18 protein-coding genes are annotated in these 22,033 nt (G+C 59.6%); 15 read left to right on the top strand and 3 right to left on the bottom strand.

What is annotated here, in order from left to right; all coding sequences use genetic code 11:
• Nucleotides 1-511 precede the first annotated feature (511 nt).
• The 5 genes from B088_RS06320 to B088_RS06300 are packed head-to-tail and all read left to right on the top strand — an operon-like array spanning nucleotide 512 to nucleotide 8,346.
• Nucleotides 512-934, top strand: a complete 423-nt coding sequence (locus B088_RS06320) for a hypothetical protein (RefSeq protein WP_025081727.1) — start codon at nucleotides 512-514, stop codon at nucleotides 932-934.
• Nucleotides 927-1,712 (top strand): hypothetical protein, encoded by a 786-nt coding sequence (locus B088_RS06315; RefSeq protein WP_018107578.1) that lies wholly within the window; start codon nucleotides 927-929, stop codon nucleotides 1,710-1,712. Before B088_RS06320 ends, B088_RS06315 begins: the two co-directional genes overlap by 8 nt.
• On the top strand, nucleotides 1,709-4,198 hold the full coding sequence (locus B088_RS08370) for a hypothetical protein (protein ID WP_018107577.1): 2,490 nt from the start codon (nucleotides 1,709-1,711) through the stop codon (nucleotides 4,196-4,198). Before B088_RS06315 ends, B088_RS08370 begins: the two co-directional genes overlap by 4 nt.
• Nucleotides 4,199-4,213: 15 nt before the next feature.
• Nucleotides 4,214-6,766, top strand: coding sequence for a hypothetical protein (locus tag B088_RS06305; protein WP_018107576.1), 2,553 nt, complete (start codon nucleotides 4,214-4,216; stop codon nucleotides 6,764-6,766).
• Between the two features lie 5 nt (nucleotides 6,767-6,771).
• Nucleotides 6,772-8,346 (top strand): hypothetical protein, encoded by a 1,575-nt coding sequence (locus B088_RS06300; RefSeq protein ID WP_018107575.1) that lies wholly within the window; start codon nucleotides 6,772-6,774, stop codon nucleotides 8,344-8,346.
• A 63-nt stretch (nucleotides 8,347-8,409) separates the two neighbouring features.
• Here the strand turns inward: B088_RS06300 and B088_RS06295 are convergent, their stop codons facing one another.
• Together B088_RS06295 and B088_RS06290 are read right to left on the bottom strand one after the other, a co-directional pair.
• Nucleotides 8,410-8,865, bottom strand: coding sequence for a hypothetical protein (locus B088_RS06295; RefSeq protein ID WP_155802345.1), 456 nt, complete (start codon nucleotides 8,863-8,865; stop codon nucleotides 8,410-8,412).
• Nucleotides 8,866-9,207: 342 nt separating this feature from the next.
• Nucleotides 9,208-9,423 carry a helix-turn-helix domain-containing protein gene (locus B088_RS06290; RefSeq protein ID WP_018107573.1) on the bottom strand — a complete coding sequence of 72 codons (216 nt, stop codon included), beginning with the start codon at nucleotides 9,421-9,423 and terminating at the stop codon, nucleotides 9,208-9,210.
• 628 nt (nucleotides 9,424-10,051) lie between these two features.
• Here B088_RS06290 and ftsA point away from each other — a divergent pair.
• The 10 genes from ftsA to B088_RS06240 all read left to right on the top strand — a co-directional run bounded on the left by ftsA (nucleotide 10,052) and on the right by B088_RS06240 (nucleotide 20,592).
• Nucleotides 10,052-11,527 (top strand): cell division protein FtsA, encoded by a 1,476-nt coding sequence (gene ftsA / locus B088_RS06285; RefSeq protein WP_018107572.1) that lies wholly within the window; start codon nucleotides 10,052-10,054, stop codon nucleotides 11,525-11,527.
• Between the two features lie 36 nt (nucleotides 11,528-11,563).
• Nucleotides 11,564-13,018, top strand: a complete 1,455-nt coding sequence (ftsZ, locus tag B088_RS06280) for a cell division protein FtsZ (RefSeq protein WP_018107571.1) — start codon at nucleotides 11,564-11,566, stop codon at nucleotides 13,016-13,018.
• A gap of 16 nt (nucleotides 13,019-13,034) precedes the next feature.
• Nucleotides 13,035-13,493, top strand: coding sequence for a GatB/YqeY domain-containing protein (locus B088_RS06275; RefSeq protein WP_025081723.1), 459 nt, complete (start codon nucleotides 13,035-13,037; stop codon nucleotides 13,491-13,493).
• Between the two features lie 4 nt (nucleotides 13,494-13,497).
• Nucleotides 13,498-14,709 carry an aminotransferase class V-fold PLP-dependent enzyme gene (locus B088_RS06270; RefSeq protein ID WP_018107569.1) on the top strand — a complete coding sequence of 404 codons (1,212 nt, stop codon included), beginning with the start codon at nucleotides 13,498-13,500 and terminating at the stop codon, nucleotides 14,707-14,709.
• Between the two features lie 145 nt (nucleotides 14,710-14,854).
• Nucleotides 14,855-15,992, top strand: a protein-coding gene (gene prfB / locus B088_RS06265) for a peptide chain release factor 2 (protein ID WP_155802344.1) whose coding sequence is annotated in 2 segments (ribosomal slippage) — nucleotides 14,855-14,917 and nucleotides 14,919-15,992 — 1,137 coding nt in all. Because the reading frame shifts where the segments join, the coding sequence is not laid out codon by codon here.
• Nucleotides 15,993-16,019: 27 nt separating this feature from the next.
• Nucleotides 16,020-16,586, top strand: a complete 567-nt coding sequence (efp, locus tag B088_RS06260; RefSeq protein WP_018107567.1) for an elongation factor P — start codon at nucleotides 16,020-16,022, stop codon at nucleotides 16,584-16,586.
• Between the two features lie 161 nt (nucleotides 16,587-16,747).
• Nucleotides 16,748-18,448 (top strand): tetratricopeptide repeat protein, encoded by a 1,701-nt coding sequence (locus tag B088_RS06255; protein ID WP_018107566.1) that lies wholly within the window; start codon nucleotides 16,748-16,750, stop codon nucleotides 18,446-18,448.
• A 241-nt stretch (nucleotides 18,449-18,689) separates the two neighbouring features.
• Nucleotides 18,690-19,280, top strand: a complete 591-nt coding sequence (pnuC, locus tag B088_RS06250; RefSeq protein WP_038973981.1) for a nicotinamide riboside transporter PnuC — start codon at nucleotides 18,690-18,692, stop codon at nucleotides 19,278-19,280.
• Complete coding sequence (locus tag B088_RS06245) at nucleotides 19,277-19,942, top strand: thiamine diphosphokinase (protein ID WP_018107564.1); 666 nt, start codon at nucleotides 19,277-19,279, stop codon at nucleotides 19,940-19,942. Before pnuC ends, B088_RS06245 begins: the two co-directional genes overlap by 4 nt.
• On the top strand, nucleotides 19,939-20,592 hold the full coding sequence (locus B088_RS06240) for a ribonuclease H1 domain-containing protein (RefSeq protein ID WP_018107563.1): 654 nt from the start codon (nucleotides 19,939-19,941) through the stop codon (nucleotides 20,590-20,592). Before B088_RS06245 ends, B088_RS06240 begins: the two co-directional genes overlap by 4 nt.
• 57 nt (nucleotides 20,593-20,649) lie before the next feature.
• On the opposite strand, the gene B088_RS06235 is transcribed toward B088_RS06240, so the two are convergent.
• Nucleotides 20,650-22,033 (bottom strand): Na/Pi cotransporter family protein (locus B088_RS06235; protein ID WP_018107562.1); only part of this gene is annotated, 1,384 nt, incomplete at its 5' end.

Genomic DNA, 22,033 nt, shown 5'->3' with positions numbered 1-22,033 from the left:
AAGTTTGGTTGCACATCATTGTGCAAAAAGCCACAAGCAAGAGGTAATCAATGGGATAAACCAGATGATTCCCTTTCCTGAACTCAGGAATGAGCGAGATGACCGAGAGCAAATTATTCATACCCAATAACGCTTAAAAAGAGAGACAAACGATTGATTATCAGGTATAAAGGTACGAATAATTCTCAGGCTATGCAAGCTTAATGCCCTGATTTTCAGATATTTTTCTTGTTTTTGCTCAGGAAGACCTCAGGCAAATCCAAAAACGTCAGCCCTGGGTCTATACCCCGCTTTCACCAAGTATAGACCCCGTGATCATGGGGTATATACCCCGTTTTCGCCAAGTATAGACCCCGTCTCATCATCCTATAGGACTTGCCAAATCATCTACCGGTAGATGAGAAATTATCTACTAGTACTTAATTCATCATCCACTAATACTTATTTCGCCAAGTGGTAGTACGTCACCCAGTCACCCCCCTTTACTGACATGAAGCAGCATTACCTGAGCATGGCAGCACGTCTCCGAGAGGTCTGCCCCTTCCTCCGGACGATCGACATCGACAGGGGGCAGCTCGACACCGTCTGGGCGGAGTCGAGCCGTCCCGCAGTCGCTTACCCCTGCGTCCTCCTCCGGCTCTCCGTGAGCCGTCGGGAGGACCTCACGCCGACATTGCAGGAGTGCACGGCGACCCTCACCGTCACCTACGCCACCGATAGGGTGCAGGAGACCGCCGACCACGTCCCCGAGGAGCGGCGGATGGCAGGCCTCGCCCCCTACGATGAGGCTGACGAGATATACAGCGCCCTGCAGGGCTGGGATGCCGACGGCATCTTCGCCCCGCTCTCGCGAGTGCGGGAGGAGTCGGTGCGCCTCCACGACGGCATCTTCGCTGAGCGCTTCACCTTTGAGACAGAGTACAGAGATGTCTGAGACTTACTTCGCTCGAGGGGGCAAGGGCGACCTCTATAAGCTGCCGCCCCGCAAGACCCCGCCCACCAATGACTGGGGCGACCTCGACGGCCTCGAGGTGGACCTCTCCCGCCCCGTATGGGGGTGCCTCACGATGGACCTCTCCTTCGTCGTGGGGGCGGATGCCTCGCGGCGCTTCGCAGGAGACCTGGGGGGCGTCCTCGACCCCGTCGCATGGGCAGCCCTCTCCGGTAACGCTCCCACGGAGATGATACCGGTACGTCACCGCCTGAGGGAGGTGACCGCCTTCCGCTTCCACCGGCGCTCCTCACTCGCTGAGCTCACCTGCTCCTACGAGGTGCCGGACCCGATGGAGGTGTGGGCACTGTATGAGGAGCCCTCGCTCCCCGCCCTCCCCCTCGCACCTCAGCGGGTGACGCTCTCAGGGGTAGACCTCGGAGAGATGGGCATCGGGGTGCTCACCTACTACGACAGCGCCCTCAGACCGAGGTCCCCCAAGGAGGGACGCTACCTCGCTGACTCGATCCACCGACAGGGGCGGATCCTCAGGCCTGACAAGAGCCCGCGCCTCCGTGCCGGGGTGGTGGAGGTCGCCTGTGTCATCCCCCACGGAGGGGATGAGCGGAGGGTGCAGGGCTCCCTCGCCATGCTCTCCGCTCTGATCACTAAGCCGGGAGAGCAGCTGCTCAACGGTCGAGCGTGCTACTACTCGGAGATGACCGACTGTAGGCTCACTCGCTCACGATTTTACTTTACCCTCAGACTACAGATGATATGATACAGATCCATGACCACGGCAAGATCATCGAGGTGGAGCCGTCCGATAAGTCGCAGCTCACCCGGGGCATCATGCGCTCCTCGGAGCTCCTCCTCTCCTTCCGCTCCGATGTGGCGCTCGACATTCATGTCGGGGCGACGGTGGACTTCGAGGGGGAGACCTTTACCCTCATCTACCCCTCGGAGCTGAGGAAGCTCCGGCGCGGCTACTACGACTACACGGTCACCATGCACTCCTCCGCCGAGCTGCTCAAGCAGCGGCTCCTGAAGGATCCCTCCACCCCTGGGCGGACCGACTTCACCTTTACCGGCTCGGCTCACGACTTCGCCACCCTCGTCGCCCGCTCGATGGGGGAGGGCTGGTCGGTGGGCGACTGCATGGTCTCCGATGGGGACCGGATGATAGCCTTCCGTGAGGAGACCTGCCTCGGCGCCCTCGCCCGCATCGCCGAGGACTTCCACTCCGAGTGGGTCGTGGAGCGACAGACGATCGCCATCCGCAAGCAGGAGCTGTGGCGGGACGACCCCGTCCGGATGAGCTACGGGAGGGGGAAGGGCTTCCTCTCCGGCGTCTCGCGCTCCGGAGACGGGGACAAGCTCCCCATCTCCCGCCTCTATGTCGTCGGCGGCTCGCGTAACATCGACCCCGCCGCCTACGGCTCCCGCTCCCTCCACCTCCCCGACGGCTCCTCCGCCCTCTCCTCAGGCGCAGAGGGGCGGGAGGTGGCACTCGACCTCTCCCACATCTACCCCTCCCGAGTCGGCACCGTCTCGGAGGTGGTCACCGTGGATGAGGCGAAGTGCCTCTACGACATCAAGGATGCCTCCATACCTGCCGAGCTCAATTACTCCGACTGCCGCATCCCGGGGGAGAAGGCGGTGATCCGATTTCAGTCCGGTGCCCTCGTCGGGCGCGAGCTGGAGATCCGGCAGTCGGAGACCGCCCTCGAGGGGTACCACCATGAGGAGCGACGCTTCGAGCTGGTCCCCCGGGAGGAGGACGGCTTCACCTTCCCCTCCCCACAGTGGATGCCCAAGGCGGGCGACAAGTATGCCGTCTTCGGGATCTCTTTGCCCCCCACCTATGTAAAGGAGGCGGAGGAGCGGATGCTCAGCGAGGCGACGCGGTACCTGAGTGACAATATGGAGCCGGTCTACACCTTCCGGGGCGAGGTGGACGGAATCTGGGCGCGGAAGCACTGGCTCGAGGTGGGCGGTAAGTTGGTCCCCGGGAGCCATGTGCTCTTCTCCGACCCGGAGTTTCACCCCTCCGGCTCCGTCATCCGCATAGTCTCCACAACGCAGGTGGTCAATGACCCGCACGCCCCCTCCATTACCCTCTCCACCGCACCGGTCCCCGGCTCCATCCTCTCCCGTCTCGACCGGGTGGAGGCGGACGAGGTGGTCCGCCGGGAGCAGATCAGGGAGGTGCAGAGGCAGCAGTCGCAGAGCTATCGACAGGCGCTCGAGCACCTCTCGATGGTCGATCGGGCGGTGGAGGGGCTGGAGGGCTTCACCCGCCGCCTCAAGCCCTCAGTCCTCGAGACGATGGGGATCCTCGTCGGCAGTCAGGCGACACAGCTGGACTTCGTCCGGACGGTCGGCTCCCTCGAGAGCGTCACCCCGGCCATCAACTATGACCCCGAAGACAAGGCGCTCCATATAGGGGAGTCCGTTCTCCGCCATCAGACGATCGGCATCACCACGGTCAAGGATCGGCGCGACCCCTCGGAGTACCGCTACTGGCGCCTGCCGGAGTACGTCTCGCCGCCCCTCACCGACCCCGACAGGAGCTACTACATCTACGCTCGTGCGGCAAGGGTCGGCACGGAGGGAGCCTTCCTCCTCTCCGAGGAGCCGATCCCGATGGAGAGCGACCCGGACTACTTCCACCTCCTCATAGGCACCCTCTCCTCCATCGACGGGGGCGACCGCGCCTACAACCGCCTCTACGGCTTCTCTATGCTCACCCCAGGCGCCCTGACGGTCGGGGCGATCGAGGACGCCTCCGGCAATATGCGGATCGATCTGGAGACGGGCCAGATCCTCGTCAAGCACCTCCGCATCGGCCCGCCCAACGCCTCCAAGGACCTCGCCTCCGAGCTCGGAGAGCTCCTCGGGCTGACGAGGGAGGCGGTCGTCTGGGAGGTCGAGCCGGTTAGCCTCCGCCCGGGGACACCCCTCTACATCGACTCGCACGCAACGGACGAGCGGCTCCATCAGCTGCAGCTGACGGTCAGATACCTCCGCGCCGGGAGAGATGTCTCCCCGGTGATGGCGAGGAGCTCGGAGCGGCTCTACACCTGGGAGCGCCACAGCCCTCTAGGGCGTGACGACCGCGGTGTGACCGACGAGCAGTGGACGGCCGACAATAGCCACCGAGACATCATCACCCTCACCCCAGACGATGTGATGTGGGTCGCCAATGTGACCACCCACTACGACCCCGACCGGCTGGAGGAGGAGTATCAGAGACTAACTAAGTAATCACACTATACAACTATGGCAAAGCAAACACTATCCATCAACGTCACCGACCGGGCAGACGGCATGCCCGCGCAGCTGCTCCCCAATGGCAACTGGGGGCAGTGGTCACTCGAGCTTGACAAGTACGTCGACACAGGCCTGCAGGCCTACCCCGAGGATGACGCCAATGTCATCAAGTACTACAAGCTCACCAATAGCTCCACCACGCCCACCCCGCCAAAGCCCATCAAGAGCTCTGACGGGTGGAAGACCCTCAGCGACCTCAACGACGCCCTCCACAAGGATGGCTGGTCTGACGACCCTCTCAATGTCTCAGACAAGCAGAGGTACCAGTGGGTCGCCATCTACCTCAAGCGCAATGTACCGGTGCCCGACAAGGACAAGGGGACGATCCAATTTGTCCCCCGCTACACCTATAGGATCGTTGGGTTGTACACCAATTACGCCGCCTCTCCGACGGTCACCTTTGACGAGGCTCGTCGCACCATCACCTTTGTCGCAGCGGATGGGCAGAAGGTGGTCGTCAAGGTACCGACGACCGAGGCGGTCGATGCCTTGACGACTCTCGTCTCGGCGCTGAAGCGCCAGGTCGACAAGGCGGTCTACTCCTATGAGGGGGAGGGCACGCCCACGATGGACGGGCCGATCGTCCGCGACTGGCTGGAGGGCGAGGGTGGCGAGATGGTCACCGATGACAAGGTCAAGGCGGACATCTTTGCCACCCACGTGGGGGACGCCTACTTTGATAAGACGAGTAACCTCGCCTACCGCTTTGGCCTCAAGACCGGGGGCGATCCCTCCAACCCCAAGCACTACAGCTGGGAGGTGGTCAAGGACTCCGCCCTCTCCGCCGCCATCGCCCGCATCTCCGAGATGGAGGGCGGGGTCGTCAAGGTCTGGACAGAGACGCCCGCCAAGGGGGACAAGTACAAGCCCGGCGACCTGCTCCTCTACAAGGTTGACGGCGAGTGGCGCTACAAGACCTGCATCGCCGCCACGACGCCCCCCGAGTACGAGTACAAGGAGACCGACTGGGTGGAGCCATACGCCACCGCCAAGGAGGTGGCGTCGATCCGAGATACGCTTGTCGGTCTCGCAGGCGATCTGACGAAGACGAAGCAAAACATCAAGGACTTGCAGGAGGTCACCGATGATATCAAGGGAGAGTGGATCAGAGCGATCACCGACAAGATTATCGACGAGCAGGAGCGTAAGAGGCTCACCGACCTCTCCACGCGCATCGACGAGGAGCAGAGCCAGCTCCAGAGTAATGTCGACTACATCGTCGGCTCTCCCTACTATGTCAATGGGAGCACCGAGGCGGACAACCTCCGCGCAGCCGCCGACGCCCTCCTCAAGAAGAAGACCGGCGCGATCGACAAGCTCCAGGCGGCTATCTCCACGGCGATCAAGGACTCCCTCATCTCCCCCGATGAGATAGTCGCCGTCGATGCCGCCATCAGCGCCTACAAGCACGCCCGCGAGACCCTCCTCGCCGCCATCACCGCCGCCCGCGCACAGATCGACAAGGAGCTGCCCAAGTCCTTCGAGGGGCGCAACCTCCTGAAGCCTGTAGGGACAATAGGCAGCACTTCTAATAAAAACCTTACAGTCGAGGTCGTCAGCCCTTACGAGATCGTCTGGACGCAGAAGAACTCCTCTACAGTACCCTACACATTGTATTTTCACGTCGACTCCCTGCCAGCAGGTGTGTATACATTAAGTTACAAGACTGACAAGGAGGTCTCTGCACGTAACTACATCTACTCCACACAAGGAGCGCAAGGGCGTCTCATCAGTAGTAGTAGTAGTAGTAGGGTTGAAGATTACTACCAGCACTCCTTTGTCTTAAAATTTGAACACGGCATCACTACAGACAACCTCTATTTCTACGGCGTCGACCCTCAGGACCCCATCACCTCCGTACGCATCTGGGACGTCAAGTTAGAGCGGGGACCCGTCGCCACGCCGTGGTCGGAGGCGCCCGAGGATAGGGATCAGCGCATCAAGGCGGAGATGGCGGCCAATCCCCCGCGCATCAGCAGTAAAGGTACGTGGGAGGTCTACACCTACGACAACGGCAAATTTGCCTACGTCGACACGGGGCGCCCAGCCGTCGGAGACGACGGTAAGGCGCCAAAGGTCGTCGACGGCTACTGGCACGAGTGGGACGGCTCCAAGTACACCAATACCGGGGTCAAGGCGCAGGGCGAGGATGGCCGACCCGGTGAGGATGCCCTCTCCACCGTGCTCCTGAGGCAAGGCTCCTACAAGACCTCTTACCGCATGATCGGCGACGATGGGCAGCTGCTCGACACGCCGCAGGTGATCAAGACCGTGGAGGGCGGCGAGGATGGCAAGGTGGTCGTCCGGGCGCTCATCCGTAAGGGCGTCCGCGACGTCACCGCGAGCGCCATCTCTAAGGGTGCCAACCCCGTCTGGTACCTCAATGGCACCCGCATCGCCTCCGGCTCGGCCGTCCTCCGACTCGGAGTGGGCGACCACGTGGACGGCAAGACCGATGCCGTCACCTTTGACTACGATGACTCCAGAGCAAGCGAGTGGTAATAAGTATGGGTAAGCGCATTACAATAGACATCAGCGACATCGCCACGCCGCCACCGACCATCAATAAGCAGTCCGGACACTGGATGATCTACGATGGCGAGCAGTACATCGACACCGGGGTCAAGGCCAGAGGAGAGGATGCCGACCCGGCGTCCCTCCCCGACGTCTCCCACCTGCTCAAGTCCTTCGAGAAGAGCACCCACCAGCTCGACGGCGTGGTCCTTACTAACGACATCGCACTTATCGACAACAATGACGCGGACAAGGACAGCAAGGCTCCTGCAGAGCCGACGGCCCTGATCTCAGGGTCTAAGACAAAGGGCGCGCGAACCATCAGACTCGGAATCGAGTATAAGGATGACCCGGAGACCGGCAAGCGAGTCGACGCAGGAGAGGCCACCTCGCTCGCCAATGACGGGACCGGTCACCTCGGCGACCTCTACTTCGACGGTGAGTCGATCGGATTTGGCGCCACCGACAAGCGCTATATGCAGATCGGAGGCACCGCCCGCGCAGAGTACGATATGGTCAACGCCTCCACCGAGATACACAAGTCCAAAATCCCCGGGACTACGGTCTACAAAGCAGGCGAGACACTGCTCGATAACTTCTACTTGCCGGGCTCCAATAGTGAGCTTAAGTACACCGCTATGATAAGCGCTCGGGCGGATGCCGAGGCGCAGAGACGTATAGTGATGGAGGGTGGAGGTCCAGACGGCAATCCCCACTTCGGAGGAGGCTATGAGCGACCGAAGCGCGTCGTATACTATGACCGATGCTCCGTTACCACGTCGGCCTACCTCCGTGTCACCATTACGCGTGGCGGGGAGGAGGTCTACTCCGTCACCTCTCCCACAGTGACGGCTAGAGCGGTGGCGACCGGAGGACGCTTTACTGATGAAAGAGAGCTCACTCCCGACGAGAGGTTTGACTCAGAGAGTCAGGAGCAGGCGGTCACCCTAACCGTCCCGGCGAACATCATACGCCCCAATGACTTTGCCAAACTGACTCTCGTCTGCTCGGAGCTCCGCGCCGATAGAGGGGGCGGGGGGTTAGCTTACGCAAGCAATATCGTCAGCTACCTGCCTTACGACACCTCACAGCCGATGGTCTCCGTCACCAAGGACAGGGCAGCCTTCTTCTACGGACGATCCAAGTATGTCCTCCTTAATTACCTCCGGGACTGCGTGATGAAGGTGGTCGGCAATATGCTCCTGCAGGGCAATCTCATCCTCAAGGGTGACCTCACCGCCGAGTACGCCGACTTCCCCGGCGTGCCACACATCGGCGGCATGGTCACAAAGGAGGGGAGCTTCAAGAAGTCGTTTGGACGGTACAAAAACCAAAGTGGCAGAAACATCCCTCAGGTGTCCTACGACTACAGCAGCAAGGTGTACACGGTCTACCACTCCATAGGCAACGACAAATACATCCCCGTGGTTACACCGATGGAGCACCGATGGGGAGACACACTGAGCATCAGCAACGTGTCGTCCTACTCCTTTCAGGTGCAGCTAACCAATGGTAATCAGGACCGCAACCAGTGCGCATTCACCTATGTCTGCTGCAAGGCTGACTAATGGCAAGAGGGGTGCCGCCTCATCGGCGATACCCCTCTCTTGCATACACACTGCCGGGTGGTCTTACAGCTCCCCGGCAGCCTTAAGCTTGAGGTACTCCGCTTCCGTGATCGGAGTAGCCTGGTATGCGTCCTGGAAGATCCGATACACGTCATCGTACCGACCCTCCTTGTACGCCTTCTGGATCTTCTCCCACGCCTCCTCCATTACCTTATTGGGGATATAGGCAATGATCTTTCCTCCTGCTACATCAAACCTATTCGGCTCAACGTATATGTTTCTTGCGGACATAAAGTACTCCTCCAGGGAGCCGTCTTCGTTGATGATCTGTTGCCCCCACAGTTTTATGCGGGCATTGTCCAGATCCTTCATATTGTCCATAATACTATACCGGACATCATCATCGCCTTTGCCTTCGTTTTCCGTGAAAACGAAGTTGCCCGCCTGCTCCACGACCTCCCTCGGGGTCAGGAGACGCTGCTCACCCTCGGGCGTGGGGGTATCATCTACTGCTTTCATTGTGTTATCAACTACGTTAATGTACAGCTTCGCATCGGGGGCGAGCTTTCCGGGGTGGTCTGTCTGCTTGCAGCTCGTCAGGACGACGGCCGCAAGTAGCGACGCCAAGAGGGTTGTCATCTTTTTCATAAGTCATTACATTGAGAGTTAACTATGTCCACCTCAAAGATAGCCACAATTCTCACAATCACCTCATGTCGAAGCACTAAGTCACTAGATAGCCCCTCGGAGGTCACTCGATAGCCCCTCGGAGGGAGAGGCGAGACTTATGAGAGGAGTGTGAGGCGAGAGGTATGAAAGGAGAGGTGTCGCCGCGCGTCTCTGTACATTTCGTTTTGTCACTCATCCTCTCAACTCTCCTCTCAAAATGTACGTTTTGTTTTTGTTCTCGCTGTACGTTTCGTTTTTGCGGATATACTTATTGACGAAGTGATGGAATATGGCGCCACGGGTAATCATTGCAGCACGCTCGATGTCCGGAACACTAGTGCCATCATACCCTTTAGCTAAGAACAGCTTAAAGCTTTCTCTCAGTATAGTCTCTTTTGTAGTCTTCATTTCTTATTTACCATACATAACGTTATGTTTTCGTTTGTAAAGGTTGCCATAATTTTTGTCACGACCAAACTTTAAGAGGACAATTATTAGGGATGAAACTTCTTGTGTTCCAGACATTCTGTACTTAGAAATGCGTACCTCTGTAACATCATAAAGAGATCAATGGACGTTACAGAATAAGGAAGAGACCTCCTTGTTTCCGTGGCGCACAACGGATGACCACATAGGCAATAGAGCTGACCCCGATCCGTTATCGGTGAAAACTATTACCGGTAATAGAGAACACTAATACCGGTATTAGTTGCGCCTATTACCGGTAATAGTTTTGTCCGAGAGGGCTCGCGTACTCGTGCACTGAAAATCAGCCATTTCTACGAGTGTCCTTGCTCGTACTTTTACCGCAGGGGAGCTATGCCCAGAGGGATCGGTAGGCAAGGTTACATCTCGGAAGGGGTGCTCGCTGTTCCGCCAGAGTGGCGAGGAGGGGTAGCAGCCCGGACGATGATCCAGGGTACGGCGGCGGGCCGCTTTTTCTTTTGTCGGGGAGATAAGTTATCTTTGTGGGAAGGGGGAGTGGGTGGACCGATCCACCCGATACTGAGACACGTACACTATCCGGACTTACTTCATGCGAGAAGACGATACCATCACTGCCGCGTTCCTCGACTTTGGCAGCCACACGATCAAGGCAGCCCTGGCGGACTGCAAGGCGGACGGCACCTTTACATTCCGTCAGCAGAGCACGGTCGAGTCGGAGGGACAGATCCGCCGCGGCATCATTTATAACCTCAAGGAGGTGGCGGCGAAGACCGACGAGCTCCTCCGACAGCTCTCACAGCTCGCCGACTGCCCCATAGACCGAGTCTACGCCGGGGTCAATGGTCAGAGCCTCCACTCCGATATGCACGAGGGCGAGCTGACACTCGGCGAGCCGCGCGAGATCACGGAGAAGGACATGGACACGCTGCGGCTCCAGACGGCGGACGAGGACTTCGACAGCCGCTACATATCGATCGCCGACGATGTCACCCCCGCCTACTACGTGGATGGCAGCTGGACGAATAACCCGGTCGGCGTCCAGGGATCCAATCTCAAGGTGAGCTACCAGCTGCTCCTCGCCCGTGAGGAGCTGGACCGCAATATCCGGCGCGTGCTGGAGGAGAAGCTGGCGCGCGAGACAGAGTACCTGATCCCGGCGACGATCATGAGCGACCTCTTCCTCACCACGGAGCAGAAGCGCTTCGGCTGCGCCCTGATCGACTTCGGTGCCGAGTGTACGACCGTCTCGGTGTACAATAGAGGGCAGATGGTCGGGCTGCGCGTGATCCCGCTCGGCGGCGATGCGATCACCACCGACCTGACCGACATGCATATCTCACTTATGGAGGCGGAGCGGATCAAGACGAAGAACGGCTCTACCCTCTCTGCCTCAGAGGAGGAGGCTAAGGGCGAGGTGGTGGTGCAGACCGCCAACGGCATGACGTCGAAGAGCCTGCCGCTCCGAGAGGTAAATCGGTACATCCGCGCCCGCTCCACGGAGATCGTCCGCAATATCTCGACCTACATCAATGCCCTCCTCCCTGAGCACAGCCTCTCCGGTATAGTGATCACCGGCGGTGCGTCCCGCATGGCAGGTCTGAGGGATCTGCTGACGAAGGAATTTAATGTGAAGGTGGACTTTGCTTCCTCCATCCTCGGGCGCTACGGACGGGACAATAGCTACTACATCGAGAACCCTGAGTGGCACTCCGTCTACAGCATGGTCTACTACGTAGCTCAGGACCTCGCTGCCACCTATGTCTGCCCCGAGCCGGCAGCGCAGAAGCAGACAGCGACCGCCTCCACCGAGCAGCCGGTGATTCGAACGAGCGAGCAGGCAACCTCGACCGGGAGCGACTTCCCAGAGGATCAGCTGCCGGATGATGCTTTTGCCGGCACGACTCAGACACTCATCGACGTGGAGGAGATAGAGACTAAGGCGCAGGAGCCGCCGAAGAAGGTCTCTCGCCGCAGCGGCACGAAGCGCAAGGACAAGGGCAATGGATTCTTTGCCAAGCTATTCAGTGGTGGGCTCATCTTCCCCGAGGATGACGTCGACGAGTGATCTCTACCTTTTTTATCATAGATACGTATCGGACTTATGAGCGAATTACTCAATATCAGCAGCAAAAAAAAGGATGAGATCCCGACGATCATCAAGGTGATCGGCGTCGGTGGCGGTGGTGGCAATGCCGTCAACTATATGTATGGACAGGATGTCGACCACGTCTCCTACCTCCTCTGCAACACCGACCGACAGCACCTCCTGGAGTGCAACGTCCCCGACACGATCGTGCTGGGACAGAAGACGACCAAGGGGCTCGGCGCCGGCAATCGTCCCGAGGTGGCTCACGCCGCCGCCGAGGAGTCGGCGGAGGAGATCCGCGAGGCACTCAACGACGGGACCGAGATGGTCTTCATCACCGCCGGCATGGGTGGCGGCACCGGTACAGGTGCCGCCCCGGTGATCGCCCGCATCGCCAAGGATATGGGCAAGCTGACGGTAGGCGTGGTGACGATCCCCTTCGTCTTTGAGGGACGAGTGAAGATCCTCCAGGCGATCCAAGGCGTGGAGGAGCTGGCGAAGAATGTGGATGCCCTCCTTGTGATCAAGAACGAGCTGCTCTACCGGGTCTACCCCGACCTGACGATCACCGAGGCCTTTAAGAAAGCGGATGACGTCGTCACCACTTCCACACGAGCCATTGCAGAGATGATCACGATCAAGGGTGCGATCAACCTCGACTTTGCCGACGTCCGCACGACGCTGCAGAATGGTGGCGTCTCGATCATCACCATGGGCTTTGCAAGCGAGGAGGAGGGCGTCAGCGTCGCCATGGATCGGGCGCTGAAGTCTCCGCTTGTCAATACGACCAACTTCGACAAGGCATCTCGCGTCCTCCTGCTGCTGACCTTCCTCAAGGGCCACGACCCCAAGGCGGCGATCGCACAGGACTTCCAGCGCGAGCTGGAGAAGATCCAGAATAACTACTCCCTCATCTGGGGTATCAGCGAGCGGGAGGATATGGAGAATGAGATCGGCGTCACGCTCCTCGCCTCCGGCTTCAGCGAGGGGGATCTCCGCTACGACGAGTATGGCAAGGAGCTGAGCGACGCGATCAGCAAGGAGATCGGCGAAACGGCTGAGAAGCGACACGAAAACGATCGCAAGATCAGCCTCTTCTATGGCGACGTACTCGACACAGGTCCCTATGCGACTGTGATCTTCAGCGAGGACGAGCTGGACAACGACGACTTCATCTCCGCTGTCCTTGCCACCCCGACACTCAAGCGCAAGGACGAGGACCTGAAGAAGCTCCGGCAGCACCTCCGCACCTCAGGCGGGACGGAGGGGAAGCCTATCCCCGCCACCACACGGCGGGAGCCGGTCGCAGGAGTGGATGACCTCGGCTCACTCGAGTCTCACGCACCAGAGAGCACTCCCGTCACTCCGGAGGCACCGACCGCCGAGGAGGAGCCGGTGATCTCGCCCGCACAGGAGAGTCTCCCCGACGATGAGGAGCAGGAGGAGATCATCCGATTTGGCAACGACTAAGAAGAGAAGAATAGCTATGAGCAATTTATTTGACCAAATAAGCGAAGATATACAGAAGGCGATGCTGGCGCACGATCACGTGCGGACAGAGACTCTGAGAGGGGTCAAGAAAGAGTTCCTCGAGGCGAAGACCGCCAAGGGCGCCGAGGGCGAGCTCACCGACAGCCACGCCATAGAGATCCTTCAGAAGATGAAGAAGCAGCGACTCGATGCGGCAAAGATCTACCACGACAACGGTCGCCCGGAGCTGGCCGAGGGCGAGGAGGCAGAGGCTAAGATACTCGAGGAGTACCTCCCTAAGCAGATGGAGGAGGGCGAGCTCACCGAGTACATCCGCGCTCTGATCGAGAAGCTCGGCGTCACGGACATGAAGGGGATGGGACGCATCATGGGCACAGCCACGAAGGAGCTGGCAGGCAAGGCTCAGGGCGGCGACATCTCCCGGATCGTCAAGCAGCTCCTCTCCGGCAAGTGATCAGATGGCTATAGATGTAGAGCGACTGCGGGAGGACTTCCCCGCTCTCCGGGACACCATATATAAGGAGGTACCGCTGACCTACCTCGACAACGCTGCCACGACACAGCGTCCCCAGTGCGTCATCGATCGGCTTGCTGAGGGCTACCTGCACGCCAATGCGAACATCCACCGTGGCGTCCACTACCTCAGCCGGGTGGCGACGGAGGCGCACGAGGCGGCGCGGGAGACCGCAGCCCGATTTATCCATGCCCGGGAGGCTGCCGAGGTGGTCTTCACCCGCGGCACCACCGACGGCATCAATACCGTGGCGGACACCTACTGTCGGGCATTTATGCAACCGGGAGACGAGGTGATCGTCTCCACGATGGAGCACCACTCCAATATCGTCCCTTGGCAGCTCCAGGGCGCCAAGCTCCGTGTGATCCCTATTAGCGATGAGGGAGAGCTCGATATGGAGGCGTACGAGAAGCTCTTCTCCCCACGAACAAAAATGGTGGCGGTCACTGCCCTCTCCAACGTCCTCGGCACCGTCAATCCGGTGCGCGAGATCGTTGACATAGCACACGCTCACGGTGTCCCCTGCCTCATCGATGCCGCTCAGGCCATCGCCCATCGACCGGTGGATGTGCAGGCGTGGGACTGCGACTTCCTCACCTTCAGCGGACACAAGATCTACGGTCCGACCGGCATCGGCGTCCTCTACGGCAAGCGGGAGTGGCTGGAGCGGATACCGCCCTACCAGGGTGGCGGAGAGATGATCGACCACGTTTCCTTTGACCACACCACCTACGCCGACCTGCCGTATAAGTTTGAGGCCGGGACGCCGGACTTCATCGGCAGCCTCGGGCTGGAGACAGCGCTCAAGTACGTGAGCGAGATCGGCATCGATGAGATACAGTCTCACGAGCGAGAGCTGATCGACTACTGCACGAGCGAGATGGAGCAGATCGAGGGGATGAGGATCTATGGCACCGCACCGGGCAAGGAGAGCGTCATCTCCTTCCTCATCGACGGCGTCCACCCCTACGACCTCGGCACGCTGCTCGACCACCTCGGCATCGCCCTCCGCACCGGGCACCACTGCGCTCAGCCACTGATGGAGCGGTATGGCATTACCGGCACGGCGAGGGTCAGCTTTGCCCTCTACACCACACGCGAGGAGGTGGACACCTTCATCGCCGGTCTCAGGCGCGTACTGCCGATGCTCCGCTGAGCGTGAGCTGGTAAGGGCGGGTTGCCCGCATTTTTGTACCTTTGCACATAGAGCGAAGAGGAGGAGAGCTTAGGCGAGCCCTCCCCCTTCTTCACTCACTCACCTATTTGTATCACCAACTATCACACTAATCGACTCGATTATTATGATGACATCAGACCAACTTGCTTCGGTGTTGGAGCGCCGCGATGCGCTGAGGGGGTACCTTTGACATCGATAACAAGAGAATACAACTAAAAGAAGAAGAACTCCGGACTCAGGACCCGCACTTCTGGGACGACCCCGCCAAGGCGCAAGAAAAGATGCGCGAGGTGGGCGACCTGAAGCGCTGGATCGAGGACTACGATAAGATCGACACGATGGCGGAGGAGCTCTCCCTCGCCCTCGAGTACGCCAAGGAGGAGCCGGAGCTGATCTCCGAGGAGGAGACCGACAAGATATACACCTCTACCCTGGAGGCGCTTGACAACCTCGAGCTGCGCAATATGCTGCGGAGCGAGGAGGATCAGCTGGGCGCCCTACTCCAGATCAACTCCGGTGCCGGAGGTACCGAGAGTCAGGACTGGGCCTCCATGCTGGCGCGAATGTACCAGCGTTGGGCCGAGGCGCACGGGTACAAGGTGACGATCACCAACTGGCAGGACGGCGACGAGGCCGGGATCAAGACTTGCACCTTTGAGATCGAGGGCGACTACGCCTACGGCTATCTCAAGAGCGAGAATGGTGTCCACCGTCTCGTCCGCGTCTCGCCCTACAATGCTCAGGGCAAGCGGATGACCTCCTTTGCCTCCGTCTTCGTCGTACCCCTCGTGGATGACCGGATCGAGGTGACGGTAGACCCCGCCAAGATCAGCTGGGACACCTTCCGCTCCGGTGGTGCCGGCGGGCAGAACGTCAATAAGGTCGAGACCGGCGTCCGACTGCGCTACCAGTACACCGACCCCGACACCGGCGAGACGGAGGAGATCCTGATCGAGAATACGGAGACCCGTAAGCAGCAGGAAAACCGTGCCAACGCCATGCGCCACCTCAAGTCCGAGCTCTACGACCGAGAGCTCAAGCGTCGCCACAAGATGACCGAGGAGATCGAGGGCAGTAAGATGAAGATCGAGTGGGGCTCCCAGATACGCAGCTACGTCTTCGACGACCGGCGTGTCAAGGACCACCGCACCGACTACCAGACCTCCGACGTCGATGGCGTCATGGACGGCGACCTGGATAGCTTCATCAAGGCCTTCCTTATGCAATTTGGCGCCGCACCCAAGGACATCTCCGGACACTGATAACACATTAATACAAAACATACCACCATGATTACAACAGCAGATTTTAAGAACGGCGTCTGCATCGAGCTCGACAGCCAGCTCTACGAGATCGTAGAGTTTCTCCACGTAAAGCCCGGTAAGGGGCCCGCCTTTGTCCGCACAAAGCTGCGCAACCTCCGCGACGGTCGCGTACTCGATAAAACCTGGACCTCCGGCGTCAAGGTAAAGGACGTCCGCATCGAGCGCCGTCCCTACCAGTACCTCTACAAGGACGAGATGGGTCTCGTCTTCATGCACCCGGAGAGCTTCGAGCAGATCACCATCCCCGAGGAGGCGATCGTCGGCGTGCAGTTCCTCAAGGAGGGCGACATGGTCGAGGCGATGATCAATGCAGAGAATGAGGAGATCCTCACCTGCGAGCTCCCCGCCCACGTCACGCTCGAGGTGACCTACACCGAGCCTGCCGTCAAGGGCAATACCGCCACCAACGCCTCCAAGTCCGCCACCGTGGAGACCGGCGCCGAGGTGATGGTCCCGCTCTTCATCACCACCGGCGAGCGCATCGAGATCGACACCCGCGACGGCTCCTACGTGGGCCGATCCAAGGAGTAATCGATCCCACTCCACAGACCGAGTGCCGTCTCCTCACCGAGGAGGCGGCACTCGGCTTCTTTAGTGAGGAAAGGGAAAAATAAGAGGAGGAAGCCACCGGATACCTGCTTTATTTCGTTACCTTTGTAGCAGAGTAACATTAGAATTAAAGACTTAGAAGAATGAAGACCATCAAGATGGCGACACTCGCCGCCCTCGTACTCTCTGTGGGACTCGCTGCCTGCAGCACCCTCAAGCCCCTGGATCCCCAGCGCGTGAGCGTAGATCCCCAGCCCCTTGTCCTCAAGGGCGGGAAGGTCCCGGCTACCATCAACGTCCGCTTCCCCAATAAGTGGTTCAATAAGAAGGCAGAGGTACGCATCACTCCTATCCTCAAGTATCCCGGTGGAGAGAGCTGGGGCACCGCATACGCCCTGCAGGGAGAGAAGGTGCGCGGCAATGCCCAGACCGTCTCCTATGCCGGTCAGAGCGTGGTGCTGAATAGCGACTTCGAGTGGAAGCCCGCGATGCGCAATGCGTCACTCTTCCTGAGATTTAATGCCAAGGTGAATGGTAAGGAGGTCCGCCTCCCCGACCTGAAGGTAGGTGAGGGCACCATCGCCACCGAGGCACTCGCTGATGTGGCATACGCCATGCCGGCACTCGCTCCGGACAACTTCCAGAGGATCATCAAGAAGGAGTACGACGCCAATATCCAATTCCTCATCCAGCAGGCCAATCTCCGCGGCACCGAGCTCTCCAAGAGCGAGATCCGCAACTGGAAGGACCTCGTCCAGAACGCTTACCAGATCCCTAATCAGGACGTCGATGTCGAGGTACAGGCCTACGCCTCCCCCGACGGTGGCGTGGAGCTGAATGACAAGCTCGCTCAGAGCCGTGAGAAGAACACCACCCAGTATATCAAGCGTGAGCTCAATCGTCTCCGTGTGGACAAGGACGTCGCTGCTCACTACACCGCCCAGGACTGGGACGGATTCCGCAAGCTGGTCGAGCAGAGCAACCTCCAGGACAAGGAGCTGGTACTCCGCGTCCTCGAGATGTACCCCGACCCGGAGGTCCGCGAGCGCGAGATCAAGAACATCTCCTCAGTCTTCTCCGACCTCGCTGACGTCATCCTGCCGCAGCTCCGTCGCTCTCGTCTCGTAGCCAACATCACCATCATCGGCAAGAGCGATGACGACATCCTCCGCTACCTCCGTGAGCGTCCCGGTCGTCTCACCGTGGACGAGCTCCTCTATGCCGCCACCCTCTCTGACGACCCCGCCGTGAAGCTCAATGCCTACCAGCAGGCCTCCGGCATCTACCCGAAGGACTACCGTGCCTGGAATAACCTCGGTCTCCTCCGCTACCTCGCCGGAGACATCGATGGGGCAGCCTCCTACTTCGACAAGGCGACCCACGCCGCTACCGCTGCCGGTGTGGATGCACCCGAGGTGGCACTCAATAAGGGACTGATTGCGCTCAAGGACGGTGACGTCCGCAATGCTCAGACCCTCATCGGTCAGGCAACCAAGGTACCCGAGTACGAGGGAGTGACCGGACTCCTCGCCATCAGTGAGGGTCGCTATGCCGATGCCGCCATGGCGCTTCGCGACGAGCCGACCAATAATGGTGTGCTGGCGCAGATCCTCAATAAGGACTACAATCGCGCCCTCGAGCTGCTCGGCAAGATCGCCACTCCTGACGCCACCACCGCCTACCTCAAGGCGATCATCGGCGCCCGCACCTCGCAGGACAACCTCGTCATGGAGGGCGTCCGCCAGGCCGTCACCCTCGATCCGGCACTCAAGCAGACGATCGCACAGGACAAGGAGTTTGGTCGGTATGCCACCGGCGCCGACTTCAAGGCACTTGTCAAGTAACAGATACAGCTAAATACATTTTTCCATATTTTTGCTGCGAAGGGGTGCGCTCGAGAGAGTGTGCCCCTTCTCCTTCCCCCGGTCCGACCCGTCCGACCCGTCCGATAAGACAGTGCGATAGGTGGAAGGGCACCTCAAGGAGGTGCGTTTTGTATGGCGACACAATCTCTACACTTCACGCTCTGCCCGGCGGGAAATGCACGGGAGGTGAGGGAGAATGGGTACCTTTGCTACCGAAATCATGAGCGAAACGATAATACAGATCATCAATGCCGTTCTCGGCATCGTCTACGTCCTCTTAGAGGGCAGCGCCTCGATGTGGCTCTGGCCGCTCGGGGTGGTGCAGCCGATCTTTGCCCTGATCGTCGGCTGGCAGAGCCAGACCTACAGCACGATCTTGGTGCAGCTCTACTACCTCATCACCTGCATCATCGGCTGGATCTCGTGGCAGAGACGGCGACGAGACGGTAGCGGAGGAGAGACGGCTCATCCGCCGATCACCCACATACCACGCCGAGAGCTGGCGATATGCGCCCTGGCGACGGTGGCAGCCTTTGGGCTGATCTTGGTCTCGGTCGAGACCTTTAGCCCCTACCCTGCGGTGGAGGCCGCCGGGACGGCACTTTGCTTCCTCGGCATGTACCTGCTCATCAGGGCGTATGTCGAGTCGTGGTATGTCTGGATCGTCTCCAACCTCCTCTACACCGTCCTCTACGCCCTCATCCCGGGATACTTCTACACCGCCATCCTCTACGGCGTGCTGACCCTCCTTGCAGTGCGGGGGCTGATCGTCTGGAGGAGAAAGATGAACCACGAGAGCGACCAACTATGAGATACCTGCCCCACCCCATCTCCACCGTGATCTTTGCCGACGGAGAGGCTCCCTCCGAGGAGCTTGCCTCCTCAGTCCTCAGTCGGGCGTCCCGCGTGATCGTCACCGATGGTGCGCTGAGCAACTACTACCGCCTCACGGAGCGGGATCCGGATGTGGTGATCGGTGACGGGGACTCGGTCCCGACGGAGCTGCTGGAGCGGCACCACCTCACCTTTACCCGTATCGATGACCAGATGACCAACGACCTCACCAAGGCGGTCCACCATGCCCTCCGCAAGGGATGGCAGTCGATCACGATCTTAGGCGGGACAGGGCTGAGGGAGGACCACACGGTCGCCAATATCTTCCTCCTGATGGACTACTACGAGTCGGGGGCAGAGGTGCAGATGGTGAGCGACTACGGGACTTTTGTCCCCTTCTCCGGTGAGCGGTGCTTCGACGTGCCGCAGGGGCTGGAGGTGAGCTTTTTCTCCCAAGACCATCTGCCGATGAGCGCCGAGGGGGTGACCTACCCCTTCCACAAGGCGATCTACCCGAAGCATTGGCAGATGACGCTCAATAGCGTCACCGAGTGCCCCATCCGTCTCGAGGCGGAGGGGATTGCGCTGCTCTACGTGGCGAGCGAGAGGTATGTCCCACGAGAAGAGGTCAAAGTATGAGGGGTAACGACGAGCCCAAGGTCTATGTCGTCTGGTCGGGTCGGGAGACGGGCGTCTTCGACAGCTGGGACGACTGCAAGCCCCTTGTGGTGGGGGTGAAGGGGGCGAAGTACAAGTCCTTCAAGGGCATCACGCACGCTGAGGCGGAGAGGATCCTCGCTGACGGACCGGAGCAGTACTACGGCACCGGGACGAAAAAGGAGAAGGAGCCCGCACCAAACTACGATCAGGCGAAGGCCTCCATCTCGCCCGATGCGATCGCTGTCGACGCCTCCTCGCAGGGCAATCCGGGGCGTATGGAGTACCGAGGGGTCTACGTGGAGACGGGAGACGAGGTCTTCCACAGCCTGGTCTACCCGAGGGGGACGAATAACATAGGCGAATTCCTCGCCATCGTCCACGCCCTCGCTTGGGAGGAGCAGATGGGGTACTTCGTCCCGATCTACTCCGATAGCCGGAATGCGATCCGCTGGGTGAGGAACAAGGTCTGCAAGACGAAGCTCCCTCGCGATGAGCGCACGGAGCAGCTCTTCCGCCACATCGACCGGGCGATCCTCTGGCTACAGCGACACGACCTAACTAAGTACGACCTCCGGAAGTGGCCCACTGAGGTACTGGGTGAGATCCCGGCCGACTTCGGTCGGAAGTAAGAAGAGCCCCGAGCGGTCATTTTCCGCCCGGGGCTCTGCATTTAGTGGGGGCCACTCTTAGTGCTTCTTATTGGTCAGCGCCTCCACCACATTGATGGCGTAGTCGGCGAAGTGCTCGTACTCATCGATGTCGTCGACGTAATAGACGGAGGCCTCGTAGGGGTACTTGAGCGTATTGACGTCGGCGATATTTTGTTTCTCAAGAGCATCGCGTCGGTTGTTCATCTCATTCTCAAGATTCTGCGCCTTGTAGAAGAAGGACTCATCCCTCGGGTAGGTCTCCACGGTGGCGACCGTATTATCGAGGATCTGCTCACAGAGGGTATGCAGCTCGAGTAGCGTAGAGACTAGCTCGGGTGCCATCTCGACAGAGTTGCTGCGCTGGCGACGTAGAGCACGACCGATATTAAAGCAGGAGTCGCCCATGCTCTCGATCTCGGTGGCACAGCGCATGTAGGCCTGGATGTCGTGGTGGGTCTCCTTGGAGAGGTCGTTGGTACTCAGCCGGGTGAGGAAGTCTACGATCTCGATCTCCACCCGGTCGCAGATATTCTCATACTTCTCCAGTCGCGTGAAGATCTGCGTAAAGCGCCCTTGGTCCTCCTCTAAGTAGAGCTCCCGCACCATAGACAGCATCGTGCGGATCCGTCCGAGGTAGATCCCCATCTCCCGCTGCACCTGCAGGAGGGAGAGCTCACCGGTGGAGAGCAGCGGTGCGGAGACAAACTGGAGGTGGCTGTACTCCTTATTCCCCTTGTGCTTCTTCGCCGGGCGGATCACTTGCTCGCAGATCTTGGCATAGACGGGGACGAACCAGATCATGAGCAGCATATTGGTGACATTGAAGCAGGTATGGAAGAGCGAGAGCCCGATGCTGACGGCGCTGGTGTAGGAGACGATCTGTGACTGAGCGGCTATCATCGCCGGGTCGGTCAGCGTCTCTCCATTGGTCATCAGGCTGATCTGGTCGCTGGAGAACCGGCTCCCCAGTGAGCCTATGTAGCCATACAGCTCCCTCGGGTCGGCTCCTCCACCGCTCACCACCATCGAGGCAACGAGGTTGGTGACGGGGTAGAAGAGGATCAGCACCCAGATCACACCAAAGACGTTGAAGAGCAAGTGTGAGAAGGCTGCCCGCTTGGCGGTCGTATTGGCACTCAGTGCAGCGAGGTTGGCGGTGATCGTGGTACCGATATTCTCTCCGAGGATCATTGCCGCACCGATGTGGAAGGGGATCCACCCCTGAGCGCACATCACAAGCGTGATCGCCACCATCGCACTCGAGGACTGGACGATCAGCGTCAGGACACTTCCGATAAGGAGGAAGATCAGGATCGATCCATAGCCCATCCCCGTGTATTTGGAGAGGAAGGCGAGCGCCTCAGGACTGCTCTGCAGGTCGGGCATAGAGTCCTTGAGAAACTCAAGACCCAAAAAAAGC

The organism is Porphyromonas bennonis DSM 23058 = JCM 16335, from assembly GCF_000375645.1.
Classification (GTDB): domain Bacteria; phylum Bacteroidota; class Bacteroidia; order Bacteroidales; family Porphyromonadaceae; genus Porphyromonas_A; species Porphyromonas_A bennonis.
Note: the sequence above shows the minus strand (reverse complement) of the source record. Positions and strands in the feature narration are given on the sequence as shown.